Genomic DNA, 18,259 nt, shown 5'->3' with positions numbered 1-18,259 from the left:
TTCCCATGCAGGTACTGGAAACAACAATAAGCCCCCAGTCCGACGAATTCCGGGCCAACGTCGAGGCGATGGAAGCTCATATCAAGGCCTTCAGGGATGTGGAGCAAAAGGTCCTGGACCTGGCGGAATCGGCCCGAGAGAAGTTCACGAAACGGGGCAAGCTGCTGCCCAGAGATCGCATCAACCGATTGCTGGACCGGGGCAGCGAATTCCTTGAACTGTGTTCCCTGGCCGGTTACAAGATGCACGATGACAAAGACGGTTCTATGGCAGGGGGCGGCATTATTGCCGGCATCGGTTGCGTCTCGGGCATACGTTGCTTGGTGGTCGCGAGCAACAGCGCCATTAAAGGCGGAACCATTACACCTGCGGGGCTCGACAAAACCCTGCGCCTGCAGCAGATCGCCATGGAGAACAAACTGCCCGTGGTGTCCCTGTCGGAGTCCGGTGGCGCCAACCTGAACTATGCCACGGATATTTTCGTGCTTGGAGCCCGTGGCTTCGCCAATCAGGCCCGAATGTCGGCAGCAGGTATCCCTCAGGTAACGGTGGTACACGGCAATGCGACCGCCGGTGGCGCCTATCAGCCGGGTTTGTCTGATTACGTTATCACTGTCAGGGAACAGGCCAAGATGTTCCTGGCCGGCCCACCCTTGCTGAAAGCGGCTACCGGTGAAATCGCCTCGGACGAGGAACTTGGCGGTGCCGAAATGCACGCCACCGTCGCGGGTACCGCCGAGTACCTTGCCGAAGACGACGCCGACGGAATCCGGCAGGCACGTGAAATTCTTGGCGCCCTGCCCTGGAACGAGAACCTCCCGCTTCGTCAGGAACCAACCTGGGAAGAGCCCCTGTATGATGCCGGCGAATTGCTGGGGCTGATCCCTTCCGACCCAAAGAAGCCCTATGACGTCCGGGAAATCCTTGCGCGCATCGCCGACGGCTCCCGGTTTCTGGATTTCAAAAACGATTACGACGACCAGACCGTGTGCGGCACCATCCGTATTCAGGGTCGCGCCGTTGGCATCATTGGCAACAACGGCCCGATCACCCCCGCTGGCTCCACCAAAGCCGCACAGTTTATCCAGCTGTGCGATCAGGCAGGCACTCCGCTTCTGTTCCTCCACAACACCACCGGTTTCATGGTCGGTACCCATTCGGAGCAGAACGGCATCATCAAACACGGCTCCAAGATGATTCAGGCTGTGGCCAATTGCCGGGTTCCCAAGATTGCCATGGTCATTGGTGGTTCTTACGGGGCCGGCAACTATGCCATGTGCGGTCGGGGGCTGGACCCAAGGTTTATCTTCGCATGGCCAAACAGCAAAACCGCCGTCATGGGCCCTGCACAGGCAGGCAAAGTCATGCGCATTGTGGCCGAAGAAAAGCAACGAAAAAACGGCCTTGAGCCCGACGAAAAAACCCTGGCTTTCCTGGAACAGGCCACCGCCAAGAAGCTGGAAGACGGTTCCACCGCACTTTATGGCACCGCCCGACTCTGGGACGACGGCCTGATTGACCCACGGGATACCCGAACGGTTCTGGCCCTGGTGCTATCGCTCTGTCGCGATTCCGAACAACGAAAGCTCCACTCTAATTCTTACGGTGTAGCCCGATTCTGACTTCCAAGGAGAACAACAATGAACTTCACCACTGAACACGAAGCCCTCAGAAAAACCGTCCGTGATTTCGTAGAGAAAGAAATAAACCCCTACTGCGATGAGTGGGAAAACGCCGGCGAATTCCCAATCCACGAGCTGTTTAAAAAAATGGGGAATCTTGGCCTCCTGGGCATTCAAAAACCCGAGGAATACGGTGGAATGGGCCTGGACTACAGCTACAACCTGGTTGCTGCGGAAGAGCTGGGCATGGCGAAATGCGGCGGTGTTCCCCTGGCCGTGGGCGTGCAGACGGATATGTGTACCCCGGCGATCGCCCGTTTTGGCTCAGACGAACTGAAACGGGACTTCCTGGCCCCCGCGATTGCCGGTGACATGGTGGGTTGTATTGGCGTTAGTGAAGTGGGTGCCGGTTCCGACGTGGCAGGAATGAAAACCTCCGCGAAAAAGGACGGTGATGATTACGTCATTAACGGCGCCAAAATGTGGATCACCAATTCACCAAAAGCAGACTTCATGTGTCTTTTGGCCAACACCAGCGATGATAAGCCCCATAAAAACAAATCGTTGATTGTGGTACCAATGAGTTCGCCGGGCATTTCGTTCAGCCCTCACCTGAACAAGCTGGGCATGCGCTCCTCGGAGACAGCACAGGTCTTCCTGGATGATGTCCACGTCCCACAGCGCAACCGGATTGGCGCCGAAGGCACAGGCTTCATGATGCAGATGCTTCAGTTCCAGGAGGAGCGCATGTGGGGGGCAGCCAATGTCATCAAGGCACTAGAAAACTGCGTGACTCAGACCATCGAATATTGCCGCGAGCGGAAAACCTTCGGGCAACCGCTGATCGACAACCAGTACATCCATTTCCGCCTTGCTGAACTGCAGACTGAGATCGAAGCGCTGCGGGCACTGACCTACCAGGCCTGCGAGCTTCACGTTCAGGGTAAGGATGCGACCAGACTGGCCTCGATGGCCAAGCTGAAGGCGGGGCGCCTGGGCCGTGAGGTGACGGATACCTGTCTGCAGTACTGGGGCGGTAACGGCTACATGTGGGAGAACCCCCTGGCCCGCGCCTACCGCGATGTACGGCTAGTCTCTATTGGCGGCGGTGCCGACGAAATCATGCTTGGCATCATCTGCAAGCTGATGGGCACTTTGCCTGGCAAGAAACGAGACTGAGTTTTTAGTTTGACGGAAGGCCATGAGGCGGGATTCCCCGCCTCACAGTCCCAAACGTTTTACGTGGAGCCTTGTATGGCATACCAACTACCACAATGCGAAACCCTGATTCTTGAAAAACAGGGCCCCACCCTGTTCATCACAATCAACCGCCCCGACGTCCGCAACGCCATGAGCCTGCAGATGGTGGCCGAACTGTCCGCCATCTTCGGCGAGATCGAAAACGACGCCAGCATCCGCGCCGCCGTTATCCGCGGTGCAGGAGGGCACTTCTGTGCCGGCGGTGACATTAAAGACATGGCCGGCGCCCGGGGCCAGAAAGCCGGCGAAGGCCGCAACGACCCGTTCTATAAACTCAACCGCGCCTTCGGCCAGATGATTCAGCAAGTTAACGAATCCTCCAAAGTCATCATCGCCATCACCGAAGGTGCCGTCATGGGCGGCGGCTTCGGCCTGGCTTGCGTCTCAGACCTGGCCATCGCCGGCCCGACTGCCAAATTCGGTATGCCGGAAACCACCCTCGGCGTCATCCCGGCCCAGATTGCCCCATTCGTTGTAGAACGCATCGGCCTGACCCAGGCCCGTCGATTGGCGCTGCTAGGTTTGAGAATCGATGCAACGGAAGCCTGCACACTCGGCATCGTTCACCAGGTTGCGGAATCCGAAACACAGCTGAGCGAGATGCTGAACCAGGCACTGGAACGGGTTCGCCTGTGCGCCCCCGATGCCACGGCTGAGACCAAAGCCCTGCTGCACCGAGTGGGCCACGAAGCCATGGCCGGTTTGCTGGATGACGCCGCCGAGCAATTCGCCGCGGCCATCCGGGGACCAGAAGGCATGGAAGGCACCATGGCGTTCATGCAAAAGCGTGAGCCAAAGTGGGCCGAGAGCTAACGATTATAAAAATTTAAACAAGCCACTCAACAATCATTGGGCAGGCAAACACCCAAGGTCGCGGGAGCGCCTCTGGCGGGATAAGCCTCCGGAAAATTTCGAAGGCCATGGATGGCCTGAGAGAAGCGCACAGGGATGTGCTTGTAGCGGTTTTCCGGAGGCTTATCCCGCCAGTGGTGCGGACGAACACCAACCTCGGGCGGTCCAGTAACAAGGCAGATAACGCGTATGCTAAAAAAACTACTCATCGCTAACCGAGGCGAAATCGCCGTCAGGGTGATCCAGACAGCCAAGGCGCTGGGCTACCGAACCGTCGCCGTCTACTCCGAAGCCGACGCCAACGCCCTACATGTTGACCAAGCCGACGAAGCCGTCTGCATTGGTCCGGCACAGGTTGCGGCTTCCTACCTGAATGCAGACGCCATCCTTGAGGCCGCAAAGAAAACCGGCGCCGACTGCATACACCCCGGCTACGGTTTCCTCTCGGAGAACGCTGGCTTCGCCAAAGCCGTCAAACAAGCCGGCCTCACCTTCGTAGGTCCTCCGGAAGCGGCCATCGAACTGATGGGCAGCAAACGTCGCTCCAAAATCGCCATGCAGGAAGCCGGTGTGCCCGTCGTTCCCGGGTTCGAAGGCAATAATGCCAGCGATGACGAACTCATCAACGCCGCCAAAGACATCGGTTACCCACTCATGCTCAAAGCCTCGGCCGGGGGCGGAGGCCGCGGGATGCGATTGGTGGATAACAACGAAGAACTCGCCGCCAGCATTCAACGCGCCCGGTCCGAAGCCCGCCAGGCCTTCGGCGACGACGAACTGATCATGGAAAAAGCCGTTCTCGAGCCTCGACACGTGGAAATTCAAGTATTCGCAGATCGACATGGCAACGCTGTGTATCTGGGGGAGCGGGATTGCTCGATTCAACGCCGGCACCAGAAAGTGGTTGAGGAAGCTCCATCGCCCTTTGTCACGCCGGAACTGCGCAACGCCATGGGCGAAGCTGCCGTAAAGGCCGCCCTGGCCTGTCACTACGAGGGTGCGGGAACGGTTGAATTCCTGGTGGACCAGCACCGTAATTTCTATTTCCTTGAAATGAATACCCGTTTGCAGGTTGAACACCCGGTCACTGAACTGATCACCGGCCAGGATCTGGTCGCCTGGCAACTCAGGGTGGCGGAGGGCCAACCCTTACCCCTCACTCAAAACCAGATTTCCCTGAGCGGCCACGCTATTGAGGTCCGCCTTTACGCCGAAGACCCGGCGAACGGATTTACCCCACAAACCGGCACCCTGCACAACTTCACCCCGGCAGAAGGCTACGGGATTCGGTTCGACACCGGTGTGCGTTCCGGTGATGTGGTAAGCCCCCACTACGACCCCATGCTGGCGAAGATCATCGCCTGGGGAGAAACCCGGAACGAAGCACGCCGACGTTTGGTGCGAGCCCTGGAAGACACCACCATCTTTGGTGTAACGACCAACCGCCACTTCCTGAGTCGTATCATTGCCGATGAGACCTTCGGTGCCGGTGAAGCCACCACGGCCTTCCTGCAGCAGGCCTTCAGAGACGATCCGTCACTCACTCCACAAACGCTTTCGATCCGGGAGCTGGCGATCAGCGCCGGCGCTCTGAGCCTGAGCCACTCAGGCCAGCCCGGCTGGAGCAATGCGCCATCAACGGCCCTGCCCATCAGGCTAGAAACCCCGGATGGAACACGGGAATTGCTGGTAAGCCACCATGGTCCATCCCTGACGGTGATCCACGATGAAGAGCGTTACGAGCTGACACTTCAGAACCCGCACCCCAACCAACTGTGCATAATCGACAATGGGGTTCGTCATCGGTGCCAATACTACCGCAACGGCGATTCCCTATATTTGCAGGCGTTCGGCCATTCCTGGTGGGTACGGGACATGACTCACCAGCCCGCCAAAAGCGCTCAGGGGGCCGGCAGCGGCAAACTCCAGGCGGGCATGGACGGCGCGATTGTGGATGTGCTCGTCGCGGAAGGCGATGAGGTCGAACAGGGCCAGACACTGGTAATCCTTGAAGCCATGAAGATGGAACACCCGGTGAAGGCTGACCGCAGCGGCATCGTTGGACAAGTGCTCGCCAATCAGGGCGATCAGGTAAAACGTGGTCAATTACTGATAAGCATCCAATCCAAAGAGGAAACCGTCGCATGAGCCAACTTCAACAACGAACCGTTTTTATTACCGGAGGCAGCCGGGGGATTGGCAGAGCCATTGCCCTTGCCTGCGCACGGGCAGGCGCCAATGTGGTGATTGCCGCCAAATCCGATAGCCCGCACCCGAAATTGCCCGGCACCATCCACACGGTTGCTGAAGAAATCCGCAACGCCGGTGGCCAGGCCTTGCCTCTGGTGCTGGACGTTCGGGACGAGAACCTGGTCCGTCAAAGAATTGATGAGGCAGCCAATTACTTTGGTGGGATCGACGCTCTGGTGAACAACGCCGGGGCAATCAAGCTTACGGGCGTGGAGAACCTTAAAGCCAGCCGGTACGACCTGATGCATCAGGTCAACGCCCGGGCGGTCTTTGCGTGCAGTCAGGCAGCCCTGCCATGGCTGCGGGAATCGGGAGCCGGGCACATCCTCAGCCTGTCCCCGCCCCTGAATCTGAACCCCCGGTGGTTTGCTCAATATGGCCCCTATACCACCACGAAATACGCGATGACCATGCTGAGCATGGGGATGGCAGAGGAGTTCCGGCGCTATGGCATCTCAGTAAATTGCCTGTGGCCCAGAACGCTGATTTCCACATCGGCCATCGAGTTCGAGGCTGGCGGCCCTCAGCTTATGGCACAGGGACGCAAGCCAGAGATCATGGCAGACGCGGCGGTCAGCATCCTTTCTCGCCCCACAGGAGAACTGTCCGGACAGGCGCTGATCGACGAAGACGTACTCCGCCAGGATGGTGTGGAGAACTTCGATCACTACCGGTACGCCGCCGGAGACAAGCCACTTTTGCCAGACCTGTTTCTGGATTAACCACAGGGCTCATGCTGTCGCTCTGTGGACACAGACAATAAAGACAACGACGACTGAAACGGACACAACATGAGCCAACATACTGTTACCGCACGCGATATCGTTCGTAGCCTGCCAAACGTTCTGAAAAAGTTTCCCTCGGTTGCCAGGGGGCTTTACTACTACCGCCTGAAAGATGACAAGAAGGAGCTGACGCTGGGGAAGCTGGTCGAGCGCAATGCCGACAAATACCCCTCGCGCCCAGCCATTCTCTTCGACGACCGAACCATTACCTGGGCGGAACTGGATGCCTGGAGCAACCGGATCGCCCATTACCTGAAAGACCAGGGCCTTGTGAAAGGCGATGCCATCGCCGTACTGCTGGAGAACCGCCCTGAGCTGCTTGCAACGGTGGTTGGCGCCGCCAAGGCTGGCGTTGCCTGCGCCATGCTCAACACCTCCCAGAAAGGCAAAATTCTGGCTCACAGCATCAACCTGATCGAACCCCGCTTACTGGTGGTGGGTGCCGAACTGGTTGATCATGCGGATTCAGTGCAGGGGGAAGTCCGGCTCCGGCACACGCAACCCCTGCTCTATTTTCACGATGGCAACACGCTGAATACCTTTGGCGATGCCCCGGCTGGCTATGTCAATCTCGCGCTTGAGGTCAGTCGCCGTCCTTCAACCCGGCCTCTGCTGAGCAATCCAGCCACCATGGGGGACACCGCCGTCTACCTGTATACCTCAGGCACCACCGGGCTACCCAAAGCCGCGCCCGGTTCCCACCGGAAATTTGTGCGGGCCTACGGCGGCTTTGGCATGCTGTCGCTGGCGATGGAGCCTGACGACGTACTCTACTGCACGCTGCCACTCTACCATGGCACCGCGCTGCTGGTGTGCTGGGGCTCAGTACTGGCGGGCGGCTCAGCCATTGCTCTGCGCCGGAAGTTCTCCGCCAGCGCCTTCTGGGATGATGTCCGGCGCTACAACGCCACCACCTTCGGCTACGTCGGAGAACTATGTCGTTACCTGCTGAACCAGCCACCCAGCCAACAGGATCGCAACCATGCCCTGACCAAGATGATCGGCAACGGCCTACGCCCCTCCATCTGGAAAGAGTTCAAGGAACGATTCGGCATCGAGAAAGTGGCGGAACTGTACGCTTCGTCTGAAGGCAATATAGGGTTCAGTAACTTTTTCAACATGGACAACACCGTGGGTTTTTCAACGGCGCCCTACAAACTGGTGAAGTACCACGAGGGCACCCGGGATCCGATCCGTGATGACAGCGGCCGCATGAAAGAGGTAGAGAAAGGACAGCCCGGCTTGCTGATCGGAGAGATCAACAAAAAATGGGCATTCGAGGGCTATACCCAGAAAGACGCCACAGAAAAATCCATCCTTCGTAATGCCTTTAAGCAAGGGGATGCCTGGTTCAATACCGGCGACGTTCTGAGAGAGATCGGGTGCCGCCACCTTCAGTTCGTGGATCGCATGGGCGACACTTTCCGCTGGAAGGGAGAAAACGTCTCGACCACCGAGGTGGAGAACATCATCGACGGCTCCGGACTGGTGGAGGAAGCCATTGTGTATGGGGTCGAGATTCCCGGAACCAATGGCAAAGCGGGGATGGTCACTCTGGTGGCCCAGTCTAACGGCTCGACCTTTGATATCGAAAAGCTGTTCGGGTATCTGCAGAAAAACCTGCCAGCCTATGCAATACCGGTGTTTGTCCGGGTGACCAATGCCATTGAGAAGACCGGGACGTTCAAGTACCGGAAAGTGGATATCCAGAAGCTGGGCTATTCGCTGGAGCGTCCGGAGGATGATCTCTACGCCTGGCTACCCGGTACGCCCGGTTATACGCCGCTAACACCGGAGTTGGTCTCGGATATTGATTCGGGGGGTGTTCGGTTTTGACCCCACCCCCAGCGCGGCCCCACAGCTAAACATCAATCACCAACCTGCAAAACGACTTTGCCGGTGGCCCGCCGCCCGGTCAGTGCCCCAAGCGCAGCCGCATATTCCTCGAACGGGAACACCTCGCTGACCTTGGGGTCGATCTTGCCGTCGGCGTACATCTGCAGCAACTCCATCATGTTCTGAGCGCTGGTCTGCGGCTCGCGCTGAGTGAAACTGCCCCAGAACACTCCAACAACCGAACAGCCTTTCAGCAACGTCAGGTTGGCCGGAATCTTCGGAATATTCCCTGCGGCAAAGCCGATCACCAAGTGACGGCCGTTCCAGCCCATGGTTCGCAACGCCTGCTCAGTGTAGTCACCACCGACCGGATCGTAGATCACATCAACGCCTTTACCCTTGGTCAGTTTTTTCACCGCGTCTTTCAACGATTCCTCGCTGTAATTGATCAACTCATCGGCGCCCGCTTCTCTGGCCACCGCCAGTTTCTCTGCGGAACTGGCAGCGGCGATCACAGTCGCCCCCATCGCTTTGCCCAGCTCCACCGCCGCCAGACCCACGCCGCCACTGGCGCCCAGCACCAACAAGGTTTCGCCTGGCTGCAGGTTAGCGCGCTGTTTGAGCGCATAGTAAGAGGTACCGTAAACCATCATAAACGCCGCCGCTTTCTCATCCGGCAGGCTATCCGGGACGGGCAACAGGTTCGATTCCGGCGCAACAACTTCTTCAGCAAAGGCACCCCAGCCCGTCATAGCCGCCACGCGATCTCCGGGCTTGAAGCGCGTCACTTTGTCACCCACCTCAATCACCTCGCCAGCCAACTCGCCACCCGGAGAAAACGGCATGGGCGGCTGAAACTGGTATTTACCCTGAATGATCAGCGTGTCCGGAAAGTTCAGGCCAGCCGCCCTTACCCGGATTTTCACCCCACTGCCTTTTACTTCCGGGCTCGCGACGTCTTCAATAACCAGGTTCTCGGCCGAACCGTATTCCTTGCACAAAATGGCTTTCATGATTGCTCCTGGCACACCCCTGACGGGGTCACAGTAAAACGCTTTTGATGTTGTAATTGACCCGGATCAAGCTAAACCCACTCTGGCAACGAAGCAAATCACCTGTGCTTATCCCTGGTAATAAGCCCTACTGATCCGGCCCGGACTTCCTGGTCACAAGACCCGCCTTGAATCTAGAGTCATGCTTCGGTTTATCGTGATCGTGTACATGCTTGCCGTCCGCTTCGACATCCGGCTGCACCGAGACCAGATCCTCCACTGAACTCAGAATCATCCCTTGGCGTAGGCTCCCCGAGCCGGTAACATTGCCGTTTTTTCACCCAACTCACGTTTTCCTCGCGCAAACAGACTTTCAAATTCCTAACCCAGGCATCCTGAGAGGCAGCCACCGTCATGCTTGAACGACTGTTCCAACTCCAGGCCCACGGCACTACCGTTCGAAAAGAAGTAGTTGCGGGCATTACCACGTTCCTGACCATGGCTTACGTCATTGTGGTCAACCCGGACATTCTGTCATCCACCGGCATGGACTTTGGCGCGGTATTCGTCGCCACCTGTCTGGCTGCTGCCATCGGCACGCTGATCATGGGCTTGTGGGCAAACTACCCGATTGCGCTTGCCCCCGGCATGGGTCTCAACGCCTTCTTTTCCTTCACCGTCGTCGGAAGCATGGGCTACAGCTGGCAAGTGGCACTGGGAGCGGTCTTTCTCTCAGGCTTTCTGTTTTTTCTGCTCAGTATTTTCAGAGTGAGGGAGTGGATCATCAATTCGATCCCGATGTCACTTCGGTTTGGCATCTCAGCCGGCATTGGCTTTTTCCTGGCACTGATTGCCCTCAAAAATGCCGGGATCGTTGCTGGTCACCCGGAAACACTGGTCACCCTTGGCAACATCAAAGCGCCAGAAGCCCTGCTGTTCTTTTCCGGCTTTGTTCTCATCTGCGCCCTGTCGTTCCGGCAGATTACTGGTTCCGTGATGATCGGCATTATTGCCGTTACCGTTGCCGCGATGATGCTGGGCATGGTTGAGTACAAAGGCATCGTATCGGCACCACCCAGCATTGCCCCCACCTTCATGCAACTGGATCTTGCAGGGGCTTTGAACGTCGGCATGATCAGCGTGGTTTTTGCTTTCCTGTTCGTGGATCTGTTTGACACCTCAGGGACTCTCGTTGGCGCAGCCCAGAAAGGCGGCCTGCTAGACAAAGATGGCAAACTTCCGCGCCTGGGACGGGCTCTGATGTCAGACTCCGTTGCCACCATGTCCGGCGCAGCGCTGGGCACCTCCACCACCACCAGCTACGTGGAGTCAACGGCAGGGATTACCGCCGGAGGTCGCACTGGCCTCACTGCAGTAGTGGTTGCCCTGCTGTTCCTCGCCTGCCTGCTGTTTGCCCCGATTGCCAGTGTCATCCCGCCGTACGCCACGGCACCCGCCCTGCTTTATGTCGCCTGCCTGATGGCCAGCGGCCTCAAGCTCGTTGACTGGGACGACATCACCGACATCGCGCCCGCTATCGTAACGGCTCTGATGATGCCCCTGACCTTTTCCATTGCACATGGCATCGCGCTGGGCTTCATTACCTATGTTGCGGTCAAAGCCCTGGCCGGAAAGTGGTCCGACCTGAACTGGAGTGTGACCATCATTGCCGTTGTCTTCGTTCTTAAATTCATGTTCCTGGAGGCGGCATAAGCCGTCTCCACACGAGTGAGCTATGGACTATTTCTCTAAAAGTATCAAAGAAGCCATCCGGACTGTGCCGGATTGGCCCAAGCCCGGCGTTTCATTCCGGGACATCACCACGGTCCTTCAGGACAAAACCGCGTTCAGGAAGCTGATCGACGCCTTTGTTCACCGTTATCACAGCCACCACATTGACGCGGTGGCTGCGGTTGATGCCCGGGGGTTCATCATTGGTTCGGCACTCGCCTACGAGCTGAACGCCTCTCTGGTGCTGGTACGTAAAAAGGGCAAACTTCCGTTCGACACCCTGGTAGAAGACTATCAGCTTGAATACGGAACCGCGTCTGTGGAACTGCACAAAGATGCCTTCAAGCCCGGCGACAAAGTGGTTCTGGTAGATGATCTGATTGCTACGGGCGGCACCATGCTGGCAGCGTCCCGCCTGATTCGCCGCATAGGCGCAGAAATTGTGGAAGTCGCCGCCATGATCGATCTGCCAGACCTGGGTGGTTCACACAAGCTGCAGGAAGAGGGCCTGCAGGTTTATACTGTCTGCTCATTCGACGGAGACTGAGCGGAGGCACCATCATGGGCGATTATCAGCATCACTGGAAAGATGGCACACCAGTGCATCTTCCCCTTGGCAAAATCGTTTGTGTCGGGCGCAACTACGCCGAACACGCCCGGGAACTCAACAACCCGGTACCTGACGAACCGCTGCTGTTTATTAAACCCGCCACAGCAGCGGTACATATCACCCGCCCGCTGAACTGTCCGAAAGATCTGGGCGCGGTGCACTTCGAAACGGAACTGGCCGTCCTCATTGGCCGACCACTGACCCACGCCTCCGCCAGCGAAGTGGAAAACGCCATACTGGGCTACGGCCTGGCTCTTGATCTCACGCTCCGCGATGTACAGAGTCAGCTCAAACAGAAGGGGCATCCGTGGGAGCGCGCGAAAGCGTTCGACGGCTCCTGTCCACTGTCGCCCTTCGTCGCCGCCGACAAACTAACCAAAGGCAACCTGCACTTCACTCTCGACATCGACGGCCAGCGCCAGCAAACCGGAGAAACCCGCGACATGCTGAACCCGGTTGTTCCCCTCATTGCCCACATGAGCACTCAGTTCACCCTCTTGCCCGGCGATGTCGTCCTCACTGGCACCCCCAAAGGCGTTGGTCCGTTGAGTACAGGCCAAACCCTGTCACTTGAACTGGAAGATGTGTTATTTGTGGAAACCACCGTGGTCTGAACGCCAGGCCAATACGGATGGTCAGGCGACCTCCAAAACTTCCAGGAACACAGGCATCATCATGGCCAGGAAACCAGTTACCTCACGCACCGGGCGCTTTTTCAAACTCGCGGGCATGACCGCTTCTGTGGCAGGCCAGTACGCCGGCCAGAAAGCCCGGCGCATGTTCCGCACGGAAAATGACGAAGGCGCCCAAAGCGAGAGTTACACACGGATGGCCGGGCAGATAGCCGATACATTGGGTGAGCTCAAAGGTGCCGTGATGAAGGTGGGGCAGATAGCGTCCCAGACTCAGGACTTTCTGCCCAAAGAGTTCTCGGATGCGCTGGAGAAGCTCCAGAAAGAAGCACCCCCCATGCCCTTTGAGGTCATTCTGGAGCAGGTGGAGAACGAACTGGGCAAACCGGTCGGCGAGTTATTTGAATACCTTCAGGAAACACCTTACGCCTCCGCCTCCATCGGACAGGTTCACCGCGCCCGACTGCACGACGGCACAGATGTTATCGTGAAAGTGCAGTACCCCGGCGTGGACGAATCCTGCGACTCCGATCTGAAACAGCTACGTCTCGCCCTGAAACTTGGCGGTCTTCTGAAAATGCCCAAGGAAACCGTTGATCAACTGTTCGGCGAAATCCGGGTGCGCCTGAAGGAAGAGCTGGACTACGAAAACGAAGCCCGCAACCTGGCGCTCTTCCGGGATTTTCACCAAGATCAGCCCTGGGTCATGATTCCGGAGGTTATTGCCAGCCACAGCACCCGGAAAGTGCTGACTCTGGGACTGTTGGAAGGCGACCACGTCAGTAAGGTGAACCCGGAGCGATACAGTCAGGAGACTCTCAATCTCATTGGTCATCGCATTTTCACGATCATGGCTGACCAACTGTTCCGATTCCAGTGCATCCATGGCGACCCCCATGCCGGTAACTTCGCTTACCGACCCGACGGCACCATCGTCATGTACGACTTTGGCTGCGTAAAGAAGCTGAAACCCGAGATCGTGGAGGCCTACCGAAAGGCCCTGATTGCGGCGCTGGAAGAGGACTACCAGGCCCTTGATCAATATCTGATCGACCTGGGTGCCCGGGTGGACAACCAGCCGGCGGTCGATGAAGCCTATTACGCCATGTGGCGGGACATTCTGATCATCCCGTTCCTGAACGACGAGCCTTATGATTTTGCAGAAGCCGACATCCACAAACATGTGGCTTCAAAAACCAGCACGGTGTTCAAATACCTGGATTACTTCAAACCGCCGGTAGAAAGCATTTTCATAGACCGCATGATTGCCGGTCACTATTGGATGCTGAAACGGCTGGGGGTTCAGGCCGCTTTCCGCGGTGAGCTGGAGAAGTATCTCCGTAACTGAAGTTTGAGGCGCAGCCCTGAAAGCGCGCCCACCTCAACGTCAGGAAAGGCGAGCCACCCATTCGCGCACCCCTTCCGAGGCGCCTTTTCGAATTACCCGCGCCCGGGAGACAGACGCTGGCTCTCCCGGATCAATCACGGTGATTGGCACATCAATATCAACCTCGTAGACCAGGCCTGCCGCTGGATACACCTGCAAAGAGGTGCCAACAATCAACAACTGGTCAGCACTGCGCACGACCTCCGCGGCCGTTTCCAGCATCGGCACTTCTTCTCCAAACCAGACAATATCAGGACGAAGCTGCTCACCCCGATCACACGTGTCTCCGGGGTTGATATCGTTGTATCCGATATCGTAAACCAGATCCGGATACACCGAGCTCCGGGCCTTGGTGAGTTCACCATGCAGATGCAACACGCGGCTGGACCCGCCTCGCTCATGCAGGTCATCCACATTCTGAGTAACCACCGTGACCTGATAACGCCCCTCAAGCTCTGCCAGCAAACGGTGCGCCGGGTTCGGTTGAACGTCCTGAAGCTGTCGCCGGCGCTCATTATAGAAACGCAACACCAGATCCCGGTTGCGTTCAAATGCCTCTGGCGTGGCAACGTCATACACGCTGTGCTGCTCCCATAGCCCCCCGTTATCCCGGAAGGTTGAGAGGCCGCTTTCGGCGCTGATCCCAGCGCCGGTCAGAACAACAATATGCTGCTGCATCAGTCGAAGATCTTACCCGGGTTCATGATGTTATTCGGATCAAACACCTGCTTGATGCCCCTCAGATAGACAATCTCCGCATCACTGCGAGTGTATTGCAGGTAGGCCTTCTTGGTCATGCCCACACCGTGTTCCGCAGAGACGCTGCCCTGGTATCGCTCGACAATTTCGAACACCCAGCGGTTTACCTGCTGGCATTTCTCAAAGAAATCTTCTTTCGCCATCGCCTCAGGCTTAAGAATGTTCAAGTGCAGGTTGCCATCGCCAATGTGGCCAAACCAGATGATCTCGAAGTCCGGGTAATGCTCGGTGACGACACTGTCGATTTCCTGCAGGAAGCCCGGCACTCTGGACACGACCACTGAGATATCATTCTTGTAGGGAATACGAGGCGCTATGGATTCAGAGATTCGCTCACGCAGCTGCCACAGGTTGTTCGCCTGGGTTTCGCTCTGACTGATCACGCCATCCAGCACCCAGCCTTCCTCCACACACTGCTCGAACAGCGCCATGGCATCATCCATCACCTGATCGGAGACTGCCTCGAACTCCAGCAGGGCATAGTAAGGCGCCTCGGTTTCAAACGGCGCCTGAACCTGGCCGTGTGCCAGCACATGCCCCATGGCCTGATGTGAGAAAAACTCATAGGCTGTCAGGTCCAGCTTTTTCTGGAACGCCTGCAGCACATCCATCGTGTTGGTCAGGTCACCCAGCCCCAGCACCAGTACGGTCAGATCATCCGGCTTCCGGGTCAGCTTCATGGTGGCTTCGGTGATGAAGCCCAATGTCCCCTCTGCACCGATAAACAGGTGACGCAGATCATACCCGGTGTTGTTCTTGGCCAGGTCCTTGTTCAGATCCAGAACATCGCCTTTGCCAGTCACGACTTTCAGGCCCGCAACCCAATCGCGGCTCATTCCCCAACGAATGACTTTGATACCCCCGGCATTGGTGGAGAGGTTCCCACCAAGCTGACTCGATCCCGCCGACGCGAAATCAACCGGGTAGTACAGATCGTTTTCTTCCGCAAAGGTCTGTAGCTGCTCGGTGATGACACCCGCCTGGCAACGTACCGTTCGGTCACTGGCATTGAAATCCAGGATCTGATTCATGTTGTCAAAAGCCACAACAACTTCACCATTGGCGGCCACCGCCCCAGCGCTCAGGCCAGTCCGCCCACCCGAAGGCACCAGCGCAACCTGATTCTCATTGGCAAACTTCACCAGTGCCTGCACCTGCTCCGTCGTTTTCGGAAGCACAATCGCCAACGGCTTGGGCGGATAAATTTTGGTCCAGTCCTTGCCATAGTTGTCCAGGTCCGCCGGATCAGTCAGGACCTTGCCCGGATTCTCAGGCGTGGCAACCAGTTCTTTGAGGGAAGCTATGATCTGTTCAGAACTCATGGATGCGTCAGTCTCTTCAAGGTTGGGCCGGAACCTGCCGAAAAATCACTCACAAAGAATTGATTCAGGCAAACCGGCGCGCTGTGAAAGTCTTCGTTTATGGTATCATACCGCCCCTGTTCTGTGAGCCGGGCCGACGAACCCTGGCTGCAGGTCATTTCACGTGACGAAAGGTTCGGAAGCAAGCCCATGTCAAATACGTCTCTCGAAAAGAGCAAAATCCGGATCCTGCTGCTGGAAGGCGTGCATCAATCTGCCATTGATACCCTGAATGCTGCGGGCTACACCAATATCGAGTATCTGACCCATTCGCTGGGAGAAGAAGAGCTGATCGAGAAGATTGCCGATGCGCACTTCGTTGGTATCCGCTCCCGCACCCAGCTGACCGAGAAAGTATTTGAAGCCGCCAGGAAACTGGTCGCTGTGGGCTGCTTCTGTATCGGCACCAATCAGGTCGACCTCCAGGCTGCGACCCGAAAGGGTGTTGCGGTTTTCAATGCACCGTTTTCCAACACCCGCTCGGTCGCCGAGCTTGTGCTGGCACAGGCTATTCTGTTGCTGCGCGGTGTCCCTGAGAAAAACGCCAAGGCCCATCGCGGCGAGTGGCTGAAGTCGGCCAAGAACAGCTATGAAATCCGCGGCAAGAAACTGGGGATCATTGGCTACGGCAACATCGGTACACAGTTCAGCGTGCTGGCGGAAAGCCTCGGCATGGATGTCTACTTCTACGACGTGGTCTCCAAACTCCCCATCGGTAACGCGACCCAGGTGGGCACCCTGCAGGAACTGCTGAATATCGCTGACGTGGTTTCCCTGCATGTACCGGAGACACCGGCCACTAAATACATGTTCAAGGCCGAGCAGTTCGCTCAGATGAAGCCAGGCTCTGTTCTGATGAACGCCTCTCGGGGCACCGTCGTGGATATTGAGGCCCTGGCAGATGTACTGAGTTCCGGCAAGCTTCTGGGCGCAGCGATCGACGTCTTCCCGGTGGAACCGAAATCCAACGACGAGGAATTCGTGTCTCCCCTGCGCGAGTTCGACAACTGCATTCTGACGCCACACGTGGGCGGTTCGACCATCGAAGCCCAGGAAAATATCGGCCGTGAAGTTGCCGAAAAGCTGGCCATGTACAGCGACAACGGCACCTCGGTCTCTTCCGTCAACTTCCCGGAAGTGGCATTGCCATCACACCCGAACCAGCACCGTCTGCTGCACATTCACGAGAACGTGCCGGGCGTGATGTCCGAAATCAACCAAGTGTTCTCAGAGAATGGCATCAACATCTGCGGCCAGTACCTGCAAACCAAGGAAGATATTGGCTACGTGGTTATCGATGTCGACAAGGCGTATGGTGAGCTGGCGCTGGAGAAACTGCGCCAGGTAAAAGGCACCATCCGTTGCCGTGTGCTGTTCTGATCACCTGCTGATCACCAGAACCGGAGTTTCCCGCCAGGGAGCTCCGGTTTTTTTATGCCTTTTCGGGCCACAACACGCCACCACCCACAAAAAAGCCCCGGTTTTGCCGGGGCTTTTTTCCAACTGGGCCAGTTTACTGCATCGGCACCAGAGTCAGCTCCACACGACGGTTCTGCTCACGTCCTGACGCAGTGTCGTTAGAGGCAACCGGATAACGTTCACCGTATCCTGTCGCACGGGTGCGACGGGGCTCAATGCCCTGATTGAGCAGGAAATCACGGACAGATGAGGCCCGACGCTCACTCAACAGCTGGTTATAGCTATCTGCACCGGTACTGTCGGTATGGCCCTCAATCTGAATGATGGTCTTATCGAACTCTTTCAGGACCAGCGATACCGATTCCAGCGTTCCTGTAAATCCGGAACGAATGCTCGACTGGTTGGTGTCGAAGGTGATGTTGCCAGGCATGATCAGGTCGATCTGATCACCGTTACGAACCACCCGCACCCCGGTACCCTCAAGCTTATGACGCAACTGGGCTTCCTGGCGGTCCATGTAGTAACCAATACCACCACCAACAGCGGCACCACCGGCAGCGCCAATCAGTGCTCCCTTGCCACGGTCACTGCTGCTGGAGGTCGCTGCACCAATCGCAGCACCACCAATCGCGCCAATGATACTGCCCTTGGTGGCGCTCGAGGTTTTTTCTTCACCGGTGTATGGGTCATACGTCATACAGCCACTGAGGCCAACAGTTGCTACCGCAAAGGCAAGAATTGTCTTTTTCACTGTTTTCTCCCA

General features: G+C 57.3%; 15 protein-coding genes. 11 read left to right on the top strand and 4 right to left on the bottom strand.

The genetic code is table 11. The annotated features are described in order from the left end of the window. The first annotated feature begins 5 nt into the window (after positions 1-5). From K325_RS0102940 to K325_RS0102915, 6 genes are all read left to right on the top strand, one after another. Positions 6-1,622, top strand: a complete 1,617-nt coding sequence (locus K325_RS0102940; protein ID WP_029652760.1) for an acyl-CoA carboxylase subunit beta — start codon at positions 6-8, stop codon at positions 1,620-1,622. 18 nt (positions 1,623-1,640) lie between these two features. Further along, entirely contained in the window at positions 1,641-2,801 is a 1,161-nt protein-coding gene (locus K325_RS0102935; protein ID WP_029652759.1) for an acyl-CoA dehydrogenase family protein, read from the top strand. 75 nt (positions 2,802-2,876) lie between these two features. After that, the gene (locus tag K325_RS0102930; protein ID WP_029652758.1) at positions 2,877-3,695 is read left to right on the top strand and encodes an enoyl-CoA hydratase/isomerase family protein; all 819 of its coding nucleotides are present in this window, start codon (positions 2,877-2,879) and stop codon (positions 3,693-3,695) included. A 228-nt stretch (positions 3,696-3,923) separates the two neighbouring features. Then, entirely contained in the window at positions 3,924-5,882 is a 1,959-nt protein-coding gene (locus K325_RS0102925; protein ID WP_029652757.1) for an acetyl/propionyl/methylcrotonyl-CoA carboxylase subunit alpha, read from the top strand. Next, complete coding sequence (locus K325_RS0102920) at positions 5,879-6,706, top strand: SDR family oxidoreductase (protein WP_029652756.1); 828 nt, start codon at positions 5,879-5,881, stop codon at positions 6,704-6,706. Before K325_RS0102925 ends, K325_RS0102920 begins: the two co-directional genes overlap by 4 nt. Before the next feature lie 69 nt (positions 6,707-6,775). After that, entirely contained in the window at positions 6,776-8,605 is a 1,830-nt protein-coding gene (locus K325_RS0102915) for a long-chain-acyl-CoA synthetase (RefSeq protein ID WP_029652755.1), read from the top strand. 32 nt (positions 8,606-8,637) lie between these two features. On the opposite strand, the gene K325_RS0102910 is transcribed toward K325_RS0102915, so the two are convergent. Further along, positions 8,638-9,618, bottom strand: a complete 981-nt coding sequence (locus K325_RS0102910; protein ID WP_029652754.1) for an NADPH:quinone oxidoreductase family protein — start codon at positions 9,616-9,618, stop codon at positions 8,638-8,640. Between the two features lie 393 nt (positions 9,619-10,011). On the opposite strand from K325_RS0102910, the gene K325_RS0102900 reads away from it, so the two are divergent. From K325_RS0102900 to K325_RS0102885, 4 genes are all read left to right on the top strand, one after another. Further along, on the top strand, positions 10,012-11,310 hold the full coding sequence (locus tag K325_RS0102900; protein WP_029652753.1) for an NCS2 family permease: 1,299 nt from the start codon (positions 10,012-10,014) through the stop codon (positions 11,308-11,310). 22 nt (positions 11,311-11,332) lie between these two features. Continuing rightward, a complete protein-coding gene (locus tag K325_RS0102895; RefSeq protein WP_029652752.1) occupies positions 11,333-11,875 on the top strand; it encodes an adenine phosphoribosyltransferase in 543 nt (180 codons plus the stop codon). 14 nt (positions 11,876-11,889) lie between these two features. Continuing rightward, a complete protein-coding gene (locus tag K325_RS0102890; protein WP_029652751.1) occupies positions 11,890-12,552 on the top strand; it encodes a fumarylacetoacetate hydrolase family protein in 663 nt (220 codons plus the stop codon). A 61-nt stretch (positions 12,553-12,613) separates the two neighbouring features. Next, positions 12,614-13,918, top strand: coding sequence for an ABC1 kinase family protein (locus tag K325_RS0102885; protein ID WP_029652750.1), 1,305 nt, complete (start codon positions 12,614-12,616; stop codon positions 13,916-13,918). 39 nt (positions 13,919-13,957) lie between these two features. Here the strand turns inward: K325_RS0102885 and K325_RS0102880 are convergent, their stop codons facing one another. Then, complete coding sequence (locus tag K325_RS0102880; RefSeq protein WP_029652749.1) at positions 13,958-14,635, bottom strand: SIR2 family NAD-dependent protein deacylase; 678 nt, start codon at positions 14,633-14,635, stop codon at positions 13,958-13,960. Next, on the bottom strand, positions 14,635-16,038 hold the full coding sequence (locus K325_RS0102875) for an FAD-binding oxidoreductase (protein ID WP_029652748.1): 1,404 nt from the start codon (positions 16,036-16,038) through the stop codon (positions 14,635-14,637). The genes K325_RS0102880 and K325_RS0102875 overlap by 1 nt, the downstream gene beginning before the upstream one ends. A 189-nt stretch (positions 16,039-16,227) precedes the next feature. On the opposite strand from K325_RS0102875, the gene serA reads away from it, so the two are divergent. Next, a complete protein-coding gene (gene serA / locus K325_RS0102870) occupies positions 16,228-17,457 on the top strand; it encodes a phosphoglycerate dehydrogenase (RefSeq protein WP_029652747.1) in 1,230 nt (409 codons plus the stop codon). 133 nt (positions 17,458-17,590) lie between these two features. On the opposite strand, the gene K325_RS0102865 is transcribed toward serA, so the two are convergent. Beyond that, the gene (locus K325_RS0102865; protein ID WP_029652746.1) at positions 17,591-18,247 is read right to left on the bottom strand and encodes a YiaD family glycine zipper/OmpA-like lipoprotein; all 657 of its coding nucleotides are present in this window, start codon (positions 18,245-18,247) and stop codon (positions 17,591-17,593) included. Positions 18,248-18,259 lie beyond the last annotated feature (12 nt).

The sequence above is a fragment of the Marinobacter daepoensis DSM 16072 genome (assembly GCF_000421165.1).
Lineage (GTDB): Bacteria > Pseudomonadota > Gammaproteobacteria > Pseudomonadales > Oleiphilaceae > Marinobacter > Marinobacter daepoensis.
The sequence above is the reverse complement of the archived record's forward strand: the minus strand, read 5'-3'. Positions and strand labels throughout refer to the sequence as shown.

What these genes read in the sequence shown, in the direction of transcription:
- K325_RS0102940 (WP_029652760.1), top strand. Translation starts at nt 6, where the DNA reads ATGCAGGTACTGGAAACAACAATAAGCCCCCAGTCCGACGAATTCCGG.
- K325_RS0102935 (WP_029652759.1), top strand. Translation starts at nt 1,641, where the DNA reads ATGAACTTCACCACTGAACACGAAGCCCTCAGAAAAACCGTCCGTGAT.
- K325_RS0102930 (WP_029652758.1), top strand. Translation starts at nt 2,877, where the DNA reads ATGGCATACCAACTACCACAATGCGAAACCCTGATTCTTGAAAAACAG.
- K325_RS0102925 (WP_029652757.1), top strand. Translation starts at nt 3,924, where the DNA reads ATGCTAAAAAAACTACTCATCGCTAACCGAGGCGAAATCGCCGTCAGG.
- K325_RS0102920 (WP_029652756.1), top strand. Translation starts at nt 5,879, where the DNA reads ATGAGCCAACTTCAACAACGAACCGTTTTTATTACCGGAGGCAGCCGG.
- K325_RS0102915 (WP_029652755.1), top strand. Translation starts at nt 6,776, where the DNA reads ATGAGCCAACATACTGTTACCGCACGCGATATCGTTCGTAGCCTGCCA.
- K325_RS0102910 (WP_029652754.1), bottom strand. Translation starts at nt 9,618, where the DNA reads ATGAAAGCCATTTTGTGCAAGGAATACGGTTCGGCCGAGAACCTGGTT.
- K325_RS0102900 (WP_029652753.1), top strand. Translation starts at nt 10,012, where the DNA reads ATGCTTGAACGACTGTTCCAACTCCAGGCCCACGGCACTACCGTTCGA.
- K325_RS0102895 (WP_029652752.1), top strand. Translation starts at nt 11,333, where the DNA reads ATGGACTATTTCTCTAAAAGTATCAAAGAAGCCATCCGGACTGTGCCG.
- K325_RS0102890 (WP_029652751.1), top strand. Translation starts at nt 11,890, where the DNA reads ATGGGCGATTATCAGCATCACTGGAAAGATGGCACACCAGTGCATCTT.
- K325_RS0102885 (WP_029652750.1), top strand. Translation starts at nt 12,614, where the DNA reads ATGGCCAGGAAACCAGTTACCTCACGCACCGGGCGCTTTTTCAAACTC.
- K325_RS0102880 (WP_029652749.1), bottom strand. Translation starts at nt 14,635, where the DNA reads ATGCAGCAGCATATTGTTGTTCTGACCGGCGCTGGGATCAGCGCCGAA.
- K325_RS0102875 (WP_029652748.1), bottom strand. Translation starts at nt 16,038, where the DNA reads ATGAGTTCTGAACAGATCATAGCTTCCCTCAAAGAACTGGTTGCCACG.
- serA (WP_029652747.1), top strand. Translation starts at nt 16,228, where the DNA reads ATGTCAAATACGTCTCTCGAAAAGAGCAAAATCCGGATCCTGCTGCTG.